This window comes from Aeromonas sp. QDB68, assembly GCF_027707405.1.
Classification (GTDB): Bacteria; Pseudomonadota; Gammaproteobacteria; order Enterobacterales; family Aeromonadaceae; genus Aeromonas; species Aeromonas caviae.
In genome coordinates this window covers 1-11,042 of sequence record NZ_JAPCIQ010000107.1, presented here as the reverse complement: position 1 = coordinate 11,042, position 11,042 = coordinate 1, and the positions used below count along the sequence as shown (strand labels likewise).

Genomic DNA, 11,042 nt, shown 5'->3' with positions numbered 1-11,042 from the left:
CTGCGCGAGCAGCTATCACCCAGTAATGGGGATCCCCCTCCTGTGACGCGAAGCGCTAAGGTGGGGGAGGATGTCAATGATTGAGATGACGGGTACGAGTGGCTGGGTTCATCGACGCTTCCTCTGGATTGACGGCCGCGAAGTCTACCTAAAAGTGGGGTTATTTGCAGCAAAGGGGGAACTGAATGCTGCTAATATCGTCAATCTGGCCACCCGGGAGCGGGAAAAGAGGTCAGACACAGGGGGGAGGGGCTAGGTCCTGCTGCCGCTCTGGGGTAACATGCGCGCCTGCATGACATAAATCGGCCCCGTCCTCTCTCATCCGACGGCGGCGATGCACCTCTATATGACGGGTCTTCCATGAGATGGGCCCATCCGGATATTGAAAGAAGAGATCACCATGTTACAGATTGGCAAGATGAACACCCTGACCGTCGTCGAGATCGAGGAGCGCGGCGCCTGGCTGGCGGCGGGGGAATACGGCGAGCTGCTGCTGCCCAGGCGCCAGTTGCCGGAAGGCGTCGCCGAGGAGAGCGAGGTGTCCGTCTTCCTCTATCTGGATGCGGATTGCGAGCCGGTGATCACCACCGACAAGCCCTTCGCCATGGTGGGGGACATCGTCGGTCTCAAGGTGGTCAACGCCAACAAGATTGGTGCCTTCCTCGACTGGGGCATGAAAAAGGATCTCTTCGTACCAAGCCGCGAGCAGAACAAGCCGATGCAGGTGGGCCATGTCTATCTGGTGCACCTGATGCTGGACAACGAAGGGCGCATGGTCGGCACCAGCCGTCTGGAGCGCTTCCTGCGCATCGACCCCCCTTTCAAGAGCGGTGACGAGGTGACGGTGCTGCCGGGGGAGCACACCCCCCTTGGCATCAAGGCCGTGGTCAATGGCCAGTACGCCGGCATGCTGTTCAAGAACGAGGTGTTCGGCCGCGTGATGACGGGCCGACCGCTGACCGCCTGGGTCAAGCAGGTGCGCGAAGATGGCAAGCTGGACCTGACCCTGCAAAAGCCGGGGCTGGCCCGGATGGATGACGCCGGTGCGCGCATCCTGCTGCGCCTGCAAAAGCAGGGGGGCAGCCTTGCGGTGGGAGACAAAAGCGATCCTGACGTCATCTACAAGATGTTCAGCATGAGCAAGGGCACCTTCAAGAAAGCGATCGGCGGCCTCTACAAGCAGGGCAAGATCGTCATCGAGGAGCACAGCATCCGCCTCGTGGGCTCCGACACGCCAGCAGGGGACGAATAAGGTGCCGAGTCCCTGCATCGGTGACTGCCGGGCCAAAGAGGGGCTCTGCCTCGGTTGTGGCCGCACCCTGACCGAGATAGGCCAGTGGTCCACCATGGACAGCGAGGCCCAGCTGGCCCGCATGGCCGAGCTCGATGGCTCGAAGAGCACCCATGCCTGCCCGGGCTGCGGCGAGCCGGCGTTCTGCGCCGTGTCGGCGGGGGAACCCATCGAGCGCTGTTGGTGCAACCAGCTTCCCGCGTTGCCCATGAGCGATGCCAGCGCCTGCTGGTGTCGCCGCTGTCTGGCCAAGGCCATCGCGGCACGCCCCTGACTCGGGCAGCGCAAAAAACGAAAAAGGCGCCTGGGGCGCCTTTTCTTATGCCTGTTGCTGGCGGTGCCAGCGGATATGCACGTCGTGCTCGCTCTGATCCCGGGGGAGCAGGAAGGTGGCGTAGATCACCTCGAACTCGTCCTGATGATCCAGCAAGCCGACCCAGACCTCGGCCCAACGTGCCATGTCCACCGGCTCGCCGAGTTCGGTTGACCAGTCGGCATTGGGCAGGGTTGCCTCCACCGCGCCACGTTGCTCGAACTCGAGGGTGATGTCGACGATTTGTTCGGGGGCCAGCATGTCGGCGGCCTGCTCCAGAAACTGATCATAGGCCCACTCTACCAGCTGATCCGGGCTACGTTGTTCCATGAAATCACTCCAGATACGTCCAGGTTCGCCACTTTAACAAGTATTGGGATGGGCAGCCAGCCCGGGGGCGGTGATGCCGTGCTGTCAAATGGCGGGATCAGGGGATAAGGTTAACAGAGCCGCCAGCAGGGGCGGCGTGACGGGGCGGCCTGGCAAGATGAAGCGACGACAGTACAGAAGGCAGATCAAGCGGCGGCGCGAAACCTGGTGGTGGCACTATCTGCCCCTTCATCGGGAAACTGTCGGCGGCCATCTGGGGCCCGCCTCTGATCCGCAGGATGGCGCTACTCTGTGCCGTGGACCCGGTTCAGGGTGACTTGCCCGAGTTGACCCATCTGACGACGGATCCAGGCCGAGCGCTGCTGCACATAGGGTGAGGGGGGCTTGACCCGATAACGCCAGGGGTTGGGCAGGGCGGCGGCGAGCAGGGAGGCCTCGTAGCGGGTGAGGCGTATCGCCGGTTTGCCGAAGTAGTGCCTGGCGGCCGCCTCGGCGCCATAAATGCCGGGTCCGAACTCCACGATGTTGAGATACACCTCGAGAATGCGGGACTTGTCCCAGCCCAGCTCCATCAACAGGGTGAACCAGGCCTCGATCCCCTTGCGCAGGAAGCTGCGATCGCTCCACATGAAGAGGTTCTTGGCGGTCTGTTGGCTGAGGGTGCTGGCACCGCGCACCCGCCCGCTTTGCTGGTTGTGCCTGAGGGCCGAGCTGATGGCGTCCATGTCAAAGCCGTGATGTTCGGCAAAGCGCTGATCCTCGGCGGCGATCACCGCCAGTTGCAGCTCCCGGGAAATCTGCTCAAGTGGCACCCAGTCGTGCTTCACCTCGGCCACCTTGGCAGGGGGAAACAGGGCGCGTTCGAGGCGCCAGGTCCACATGGGGGGGTCGATGAAGCGCAGCAGCGCGACCGAGACGATGGTGCTCGCAAAGGCGGCCAGCAGCAGCTTGCCGAGCCAGCCCAGCAGTCGCCGTCTGCGCGAAGGCCTCACGGGCGCGGGCCCGCCGTCCCAGTCATAGTGGCCAGGATCATCGGGATCCGGAATTATTGGGGCAGCCATTCGATGTGGCAGAACTTCTCGTCGACGCGGCGGGAGAGCAGCATGCGGGCAAACAGGTGCTCGTACTCTTCTTGTTCGTTGCCAAGGCCGACCCAGATCTCGGCATAGTCGGCGTCGCTCACCTCAAACCCAACGTCGGCCGCCCAGTCGTCGGCGGGATCGGTCTCCGCCAGCAGGCCGCGGTCGTTGAACTCCTGATTGAAGCGGACGATCTCCTGCTCGGGCAGGTTGTCGGAGGCCAGCTCCATGAAGAGTTCGAGGGCGGTGTCGAGCAGTTCCTCGACGCTGTGCATTTCGTCATTCAAAGACATAAAAGCCGTGTTCCAGATAAGGGGGGAGGGAATGCCCGTCGGCAGCGCCTCGGGGTGCGCGGTATTCTAGCTGGCCCTGATGCCCTTGGCGAGATGCCGGGACGCCAGGCATTAAAAAACCGGATCCTGGGAAAGGATCCGGTCTTCATTGGGGGAAGGGGTCGCGCATGGTGCGTCAGCTCATCCCTTCTTCTGGTCGTCGGCGAAGGTGATGTTGAGCTCCAGCACCGACAACTCGTCACTCTTCTGATCAAGCTGGACGGTGATCTTGTCCGGGTCGATCTGCACGTATTTGCGGATCACGTCGAGGATGTCCTGCTTGAGCTGGGGCAGGTAATCCGGCCCCCCTCTGGATGAACGCTCGTGAGCCACGATGATCTGCAACCGCTCTTTGGCCAGTTGTGCGGTGTTCTGTTTCTTGTTGGAACGAAAATAATCCAATAATGACATGCTTAACTCCCGAACAGTCGGCTAAAGAAGCCCTTCTTCTCTTCTTCCAGAAAACGGAAATCCTTGGTGTCACCCAAGAGGCGGGCGACGGCGTCCTCGTAGGCCTGACCGGCATCGGACTCCTTGTCCAGAATGACCGGCTCGCCGGAGTTGGAGGCGCGCAGCACCGCCTGGGACTCCGGGATCACCCCGAGCAGTTTGATGGCCAGGATCTCCTGTACGTCCTGCACGCTCAGCATGTCGCCGCGGTTGACGCGGGTCGGGCAGTAGCGGGTCAGCAGCAGGTGCTCCTTGATGGGATCCTCACCGCGCTCGGCACGGCGGGACTTGGAGGCCAGGATACCGAGGATGCGATCCGAGTCACGCACGGAAGAGACTTCCGGGTTGGTGGTGACGATGGCCTCGTCGGCGAAATAGAGCGCCATCAGGGCGCCGGATTCGATACCGGCGGGGGAGTCGCAGACGATGTAGTCAAACTGCATCTCCGCCAGCTGATCCAGGATCTTCTCCACACCTTCACGGGTCAGGGCATCCTTGTCCCGGGTCTGGGAGGCGGGCAGGATGAACAGGTTTTCGCAACGCTTGTCCTTGATGAGGGCCTGGTTGAGGTTGGCTTCCCCGTTGATGACGTTGACGAAGTCATAGACCACGCGCCGCTCGCAACCCATGATGAGGTCCAGGTTTCTCAGACCAATGTCAAAATCGATGACCACGGTCTTGTGGCCACGCTGGGCCAGACCGGTGCTCAGTGCCGCGCTGGTTGTCGTCTTGCCAACGCCACCCTTGCCCGATGTAACGACTATGATTCGCGCCATTCTCGCTTCCTTGTAACTCTATTTGATTCGGTCTATACGAAGTTGTTCATTGTCGAGCCGGATATGGACCGGCTCTTGTATCACGCCTGCAGGCAATGCATCGCTGAGCTGGAAGGTGCCCGCGATGGAGAGCAGCTCGGCCTGCAATTGCTGGCAATAAATGCGGGCCTTGGGATTGCCCTTGGCCCCTGCGATGGCTCGGCCACGCAGGGCACCGTAAACATGGATGCTGTCATCGGCGATGACTTCGGCGCCAGGGCTCACCGAGCCCAGCACCACCAGCGAGGTGCCGGCTGCATAGATCTGCTGACCGGAGCGCACCGGGCCCACGTGGACCTTGCTTGCCTCCACGGGCGCTGGCACCGGGGGAACCGGTGCGGCCTCCACTGGCTTGGGCTCAGGCACTGGCGGTGTCGGCTCAGGTTCTGCCTTGCGGCTCTTGCCTGACACCATGACGGCGAGGCCTGCCGCCTTGGCGGCCGTCTTCATCGCCTCGTCCCGCGCCCCCGTGATCCCGACCAGCACGAAGTCTTCCGACTCGACCAGCTCCCTGAGCTGTTCGAAATCGGGGATCGCCTCGAGGCGTTCCACATTGAGGACGAGGGGGGCACAATTAAAAAACTGGGGGGCCTGCGCGACCTTGGCCTCCAGCAGTTGTCGGATCCGGGCCGGATTGCCATCGCTGAGATGCAACACAGAAATAGTGAAGGTGGTCCCTTTCAATTCGTTATCGCGTTCAACCATGAATCTTCCCCGAACCGAGACGGTAATACGTTATTGTTATTCAATTCCTGATGTTATAGTTTGCCACCACCAGAGGCAATAAACCCGTCGGATTATATCAATTTCCATGTTGTGTGCAGTCTATAAAAGTCGCAAAAAAGCCGAGACCTATCTCTTTATTGAACGAAGAGAGGACTTTTCCCGCGTTCCCGAGGTGCTGATGAGTACCTTCGGGCGTCCCGAACTGGTCCTGATGACCAAGCTGGACCCGGCCAAGCCCCTGGGGCTGGCCTCCACGGAGCGGGTGATGGCCGCCCTGAAGAGCCAGGGCTTTTATCTTCAGGTGCCACCGCCACCGGAAAACCTGCTGGAGCAGCACAAGGCGCAATTAAAGGGCGCACGATGAGGGCGGGGCGGCTGGCACTGCTGTTGTCAGGCGCCCTGTCGGGATCGCCGGTGCAGGCCGGCCCCGATTTTGACCAGTACGTGGCAAGCCTCAAAGAGCAGGCGCTGGCGGCGGGCATGTTGCTCGAGACGGTGAGTGCGGCCTTTGCGGATGTCCACCTTGTCGATGCCGCCATCAGGCACGACAAAAATCAGCCGGAATTCAAACTGACCCTGGACACATATATTCCCCGGGCGGTGCCGGAATGGAAAGTCAAGCAAGCCCAAACCTTATATCGCCAGCATTTGCCGCTGCTCACAAAAATAGGTCGGGAATATGGGGTACAGCCCCGCTTTATTGTTGCCTTGTGGGGAATTGAAACCAATTTCGGCAAAATAACCGGCCATTATCCCCTTATCTCTTCTCTCTCGACCCTGGCCTGGGACGGTCGCCGTGAAGCCTTCTTCAAAGGCGAGTTGTTCGATGCCCTGCGCATTCTGGAGCAGGGACATGTGAACCCCGCCAACTTCAAGGGATCCTGGGCGGGGGCCATGGGGCAGGTGCAGTTCATGCCCTCGTCATTCCTGCGATACGCGGTGGATCAGGACGGGGACGGCAAGAAGGATCTCTGGGGCAATCTGGCGGATGTATTTGGATCGGCTGCCAATTATCTGAGCCAGAACGGCTGGCGCGAAGACCAGACCTGGGGACGGCGGGTGAGGGTGCCAGAGCGTCTGGACCCCGCCTTGCTGGGGCTTGAGACCCGCAAGTCCCTGGCGACCTGGCAGGCCCTCGGGGTTCGCCAGCAGGACGGCTCACCTCTGCCTGCGGTCGACATGCAGGCCTCCCTCATCCGCCCCGACGATATTCACGGGCGAAGCTACCTTGCCTATGAGAATTACCGGGTACTGCGTCACTGGAATCGCTCCCCCTATTTCGTGGTGGCCGTCGGTACCCTGGCCGATCGCATCGTGAAATAGCTCTCCCCCGTTCTCCTGTCACGGCGAACGGGTGGAGGTGATATGCCCGTCTCTTTTTATCCCTTGTCGGCCTCCCTTTATCCACGAACGCTGCCCTTTAAATCGCGACCAAAAAAAAAGCGGGAATATATCCCGCTTTTTTCATGTCATCGCGACTCGGCGTTAGTCGCAGGCGACCTGCATCACCTTGATGGCCAGGCCACCGCGGGAGGTCTCGCGGTACTTGGAGTCCATGTCCTTGCCGGTGATGTACATGGTCTCGATCACCTTGTCCAGCGACACACGCGGCTTGGAGGTGCGACGCAGGGCCATGCGGGAGGCGTTGACCGCCTTCATGGCGGCGATGGCATTGCGCTCGATGCAGGGTACCTGTACCTGGCCGGCCACCGGGTCGCAGGTCAGACCCAGGTTGTGTTCCATGCCGATCTCGGCGGCTTCACAGACATGCTCGGGGCTGCCGCCCATCAGCTCGGTCAGGCCGGCGGCGGCCATGGAGCAGGAGACGCCCACTTCACCCTGGCAGCCCACTTCGGCGCCGGAGATGGACGCGTTCATCTTGTAGAGCATGCCGACGGCGGCAGCGGCCAGATAGAAGCGGGTGTACTCGTCGCGGCCCACCGGCTGGATGAACTTGTCATAGTAGGCCAGCACGGCGGGGATGATGCCGGCGGCGCCGTTGGTCGGCGCGGTGACGACGCGGCCACCGGCGGCGTTCTCTTCACTCACCGCCAGGGCGAACATGTTGACCCAGTCCACGATGTTCATGGGATCGTTGGAGAGGTTCTCGTTGGTGGTCAGCTGGCGGTAGAGCGGCGCGGCGCGGCGCGGTACGCGCAGCGGGCCGGAGAGGACGCCCTCGGTGCGGCAGCCGCGCTCGATCCCTTCCCGCATGGTGGTCCAGATCTTGCCAAGCTTCTTGTAGATCTCTTCCGGGGTGTTGAAGCACTTCTCGTTTTCCATCATCAGGGCGGAGATGGAGAGACCGCTCTGGCTGCAGTGGGCGATGAGCTCGGCGGCACTCTTGAAGGGATAGCTGACGGACATGTCGCCGCTGTCACCCTTGCCAAAGTTCTCTTCGTCGACAATGAAGCCACCGCCGATGGAGTAGTAGGTCTTGCTGTAGACGGCGTCATCTTCGATGAAGGCGGTCAGCCTCATGCCGTTTTCGTGCAGGGGCAGGGCCTCGTCATGGAAGATCATGGCGCCCTTGGGGAAGCTGACGGTGTGGCAGTGCAGGCCGATGGGCAGACGACCGGTCTGCTCCACGCGGGAGATGAATTCGGGGATGGCGTCGATGTCGACGTTCTCCGGCAGGTTGCCCGCCAGACCCATGATGATGGCGGTATCCGTGTGGTGGCCTTTGCCGGTCCAGGAGAGGGAGCCATAGACATCGACCTGGATCCGGGTGATGTCACGGATCTTGCCGCCAGCACGCAGTTCATCCACGAACTGTTTGGCTGCCTTCATGGGGCCGACAGTGTGGGAAGAGGAGGGGCCAACACCGATTTTGAAGATATCAAAAACGCTGATCATGTAACAATTACCTCAGGGTAGAAGGGGGCGCCATGCCCACTCGCAGAAAAGGGATCCATGGGACGGGTCTGTCATCACAAAGGCCAGGGAACCGGATAACCACAGTGTAACGGTTCAATGCCTAAAAAAAGTTGAAACAGATCTATTTTTGTTGAATTCGTGGCGCGAGTATAAAATTTATTTTGATGGTTATCCATTTTGTTAAGCGCCAGACAAACGTTTTGCAAAAAAATACCCGGCGATGCCGGGTATTCGAGTGCCATATGCGGCTTTATCACAGAGGCTTAACACTCGGTGATGTTGACGGCAAGGCCGCCCCGGGCGGTCTCCTTGTACTTGGTCTTCATGTCGTTGCCGGTTTCCCACATGGTTCTGATCACCTTGTCCAGCGACACCTTGTGCTCGCCGGTGCCGCGCAGGGCGAGGCGGGCGGCATTGATCGCCTTGACTGCACCCATGGCGTTGCGCTCGATGCAGGGCACCTGCACCAGACCACCGACGGGATCACAGGTCAGCCCGAGATTGTGCTCCATGCCGATCTCGGCGGCGTTCTCGACGATGGCGGGGCTGGCGCCCAGCAGCTCGGCCAGGGCTCCAGCGGCCATGGAGCAGGCCACGCCGACCTCGCCCTGACAGCCCACCTCGGCCCCCGAGAGGGAGGCATTCTTCTTGTAGAGGATGCCGATGGCGGCAGCGGTGAGGAAGTACTGCATTAGCAGCTCGTCATCCACCTTGCGCACGAAGCGATCGTAATAGTGCAACACCGCGGGGATGATGCCCGCTGCGCCGTTGGTCGGCGCCGTCACCACCCGGCCCCCGGCGGCGTTCTCCTCGTTGACGGCCAGCGCAAAGAGATCCACCCACTCCATCACCATCAGCGGATCCTTGTTGAAATTGGTCTCGCCACAGAGCTGGCGATAGAGGGCGGGAGCCCGGCGCTTGACCTTGAGGCCGCCTGGCAGCACCCCCTCGCTCTTGCAGCCACGCTCCACACACCCCTGCATCGCCTGCCAGATCTTGCGAAGCCCGGCCTTGATCTCCGCTTCCGAGCGAAACACCTTCTCGTTGGCCAGCATCAACCCCGAGATGGAGAGGCCGCTCTCCTGGCACTGTGCCAGCAGCTCGGCGCCGCTCTCGAAGGGATAGGGGATGGGGTGGGCAGCATCGAAGCGGGCCGCCTCTTCCCGGGCGTTGGCGAAGTGACTCTCCTCGATGATGAAACCGCCCCCGATGGAGTAGTAGGTCTGTTCGAACACAAGGGTGTCACCCTCATAGGCGCGTAATGTCATGCCGTTGGAGTGGGCGGGAAGGGTCTTGCGTCGATTGAAGAGGATGGTGCGTAATTGCATTCACTTGATCTCTCATTTGCATAGCAACTGATCGGTTGTTTGCATTCGTGTTGATCACTTGTTTGCACGGCATTTGCTCATTGTTTATGTACAAATAAAGCCTCTCCTTATGATTCCATCAGACAATCCGTTTTTACAGCGCGTGATTTGGTTTAATTTAGTGAATACTGTTGTCTGTGATTCAACCCTATTGTGTGCATAATTTTGCTCACTTCCTCTTTACCTTTTCTTACATATCCGGATAAGATTGGTTCTCAAATAAGCACAAATTCATAAACTTAGATCGGAACTAATCCGGCAAGGGATACATATGGAATCAAACACCCTCGTCGAGTCGGCTATCGCTGACCCGGCTTCTCTTGCTGCATCTGCACCAGACTCGGGCCTGCTCTGCTTGGTCATGCTGGCGCGCTTTCATGGTATCGCCACCGAGCCGGACCAACTGGCGCATGAGTTCACCGAAAGTGGTAAATTTTTCGGCAATACTGAAATTCTTCTCGCTGCTAAAAAACTCTCTCTTAAAGCCAAATTAGTTTCAACCACGCTGCCTCGCTTAACTCAAACCCCGTTGCCTTGTATGGCGTTATTGCGTAACGGGCAATACGTCATTCTGGCTCGCGCCGATGACAATCAGATTTTGATTCAAGACCCGTTAGTCGGTCGTCCACAAGTGGTTTCGCCTGATGAGTTTGCCGAGCGCTGGAGTGGCAAGCTGATCCTGTTTACCTCGTGGGCATCCTTGGCCGGTGAGTTACGCAAGTTTGATTTCTCCTGGTTTATTCCGGCCGTGGTTAAATACCGTAAATTGCTGCTGGAAGTCTTAGTGGTCAGTCTGGTGTTGCAACTGTTTGCCTTAGTCACGCCGATGTTCTTTCAGGTGGTGATGGATAAGGTGCTGGTGCACAAGGGCTTTAGTACCTTGGATGTGATTGCCATGGGCTTACTGGTCGTGGTGACGTTTGAGGTAATACTGACTGGGTTGCGTAGTTATGTGTTTTCACACACCACCAGTCGGATGGATGTGGAATTAGGTGCTGCGTTATTTCGTCATTTATTGCATCTGCCACTGGCCTATTTTCAGGCGCGTCGGGTGGGTGATTCAGTCGCCCGCGTGCGCGAACTGGAAAACATCCGCTCGTTTCTGACCGGTAATGCCATCACGGTGGTGCTCGATTTGCTATTTTCGGTGGTGTTCCTCTCGGTGATGTTTTACTACAGCACCACCTTAACGCTGATTGTATTGGCCTCCTTGCCTTGTTACATCATCTTGTCAGTTTGCTTTACCCCTATGTTGCGCAGCCGCCTGAATGAGAAGTTTATGCGCGGGGCCGAGAATCAGGCGTTTCTGGTGGAAACGGTGTCGGGGATTGATACCGTGAAAGCCATGGCAGTTGAACCGCAAACCACCCGGCAGTGGGATAAACGTATCTATTCACCAGGACGGGGTTGACGGCATCAGTTCTGCCGGGATGGGATAATCTGTCTTCTCGATGCACGCCCT

At 59.5% G+C, this 11,042-nt stretch carries 12 protein-coding genes and 1 pseudogene; 5 read left to right on the top strand and 8 right to left on the bottom strand.

Annotated elements, in window-relative coordinates:
* Positions 1-382 precede the first annotated feature (382 nt).
* Positions 383-1,252, top strand: a complete 870-nt coding sequence (locus tag PG892_RS19575) for a CvfB family protein (RefSeq protein ID WP_042014378.1) — start codon at positions 383-385, stop codon at positions 1,250-1,252.
* A 1-nt stretch (position 1,253) separates the two neighbouring features.
* Complete coding sequence (locus PG892_RS19570) at positions 1,254-1,565, top strand: DUF1289 domain-containing protein (protein WP_039039099.1); 312 nt, start codon at positions 1,254-1,256, stop codon at positions 1,563-1,565.
* 45 nt (positions 1,566-1,610) lie between these two features.
* Here the strand turns inward: PG892_RS19570 and PG892_RS19565 are convergent, their stop codons facing one another.
* The 6 genes from PG892_RS19565 to minC all read right to left on the bottom strand — a co-directional run bounded on the left by PG892_RS19565 (position 1,611) and on the right by minC (position 5,315).
* Positions 1,611-1,934: an HI1450 family dsDNA-mimic protein gene (locus tag PG892_RS19565; RefSeq protein WP_010674643.1), complete on the bottom strand. Its 324-nt coding sequence runs from the start codon at positions 1,932-1,934 to the stop codon at positions 1,611-1,613.
* A gap of 284 nt (positions 1,935-2,218) precedes the next feature.
* The gene (mtgA, locus tag PG892_RS19560) at positions 2,219-2,926 is read right to left on the bottom strand and encodes a monofunctional biosynthetic peptidoglycan transglycosylase (RefSeq protein ID WP_080767838.1); all 708 of its coding nucleotides are present in this window, start codon (positions 2,924-2,926) and stop codon (positions 2,219-2,221) included.
* Positions 2,927-2,979: 53 nt separating this feature from the next.
* Positions 2,980-3,306 carry an HI1450 family dsDNA-mimic protein gene (locus tag PG892_RS19555; RefSeq protein ID WP_029314491.1) on the bottom strand — a complete coding sequence of 109 codons (327 nt, stop codon included), beginning with the start codon at positions 3,304-3,306 and terminating at the stop codon, positions 2,980-2,982.
* 180 nt (positions 3,307-3,486) lie between these two features.
* Positions 3,487-3,756, bottom strand: coding sequence for a cell division topological specificity factor MinE (gene minE / locus PG892_RS19550; RefSeq protein ID WP_010674646.1), 270 nt, complete (start codon positions 3,754-3,756; stop codon positions 3,487-3,489).
* Positions 3,757-3,758: 2 nt separating this feature from the next.
* On the bottom strand, positions 3,759-4,571 hold the full coding sequence (gene minD / locus PG892_RS19545; protein ID WP_010674647.1) for a septum site-determining protein MinD: 813 nt from the start codon (positions 4,569-4,571) through the stop codon (positions 3,759-3,761).
* A gap of 18 nt (positions 4,572-4,589) precedes the next feature.
* Positions 4,590-5,315: a septum site-determining protein MinC gene (minC, locus tag PG892_RS19540; protein ID WP_039039101.1), complete on the bottom strand. Its 726-nt coding sequence runs from the start codon at positions 5,313-5,315 to the stop codon at positions 4,590-4,592.
* Positions 5,316-5,421: 106 nt separating this feature from the next.
* Between minC and PG892_RS19535 the strand changes: the two genes are divergently transcribed.
* Both PG892_RS19535 and PG892_RS19530 read left to right on the top strand, forming a co-directional pair.
* Entirely contained in the window at positions 5,422-5,700 is a 279-nt protein-coding gene (locus PG892_RS19535; RefSeq protein WP_029314494.1) for a YcgL domain-containing protein, read from the top strand.
* Positions 5,697-6,659 (top strand): lytic murein transglycosylase, encoded by a 963-nt coding sequence (locus PG892_RS19530; protein WP_182953678.1) that lies wholly within the window; start codon positions 5,697-5,699, stop codon positions 6,657-6,659. Before PG892_RS19535 ends, PG892_RS19530 begins: the two co-directional genes overlap by 4 nt.
* A 162-nt stretch (positions 6,660-6,821) precedes the next feature.
* Here PG892_RS19530 and PG892_RS19525 read toward each other — a convergent pair whose 3' ends face one another.
* Positions 6,822-8,192, bottom strand: coding sequence for an L-serine ammonia-lyase (locus PG892_RS19525; RefSeq protein ID WP_039039104.1), 1,371 nt, complete (start codon positions 8,190-8,192; stop codon positions 6,822-6,824).
* A 284-nt stretch (positions 8,193-8,476) separates the two neighbouring features.
* Positions 8,477-9,526: pseudogene (locus PG892_RS19520) on the bottom strand (L-serine ammonia-lyase); the annotation flags it as partial.
* Positions 9,527-9,851: 325 nt separating this feature from the next.
* Between PG892_RS19520 and PG892_RS19515 the strand changes: the two are divergent.
* Complete coding sequence (locus PG892_RS19515; protein WP_270825726.1) at positions 9,852-10,991, top strand: ABC transporter transmembrane domain-containing protein; 1,140 nt, start codon at positions 9,852-9,854, stop codon at positions 10,989-10,991.
* Positions 10,992-11,042: the final 51 nt, after the last annotated feature.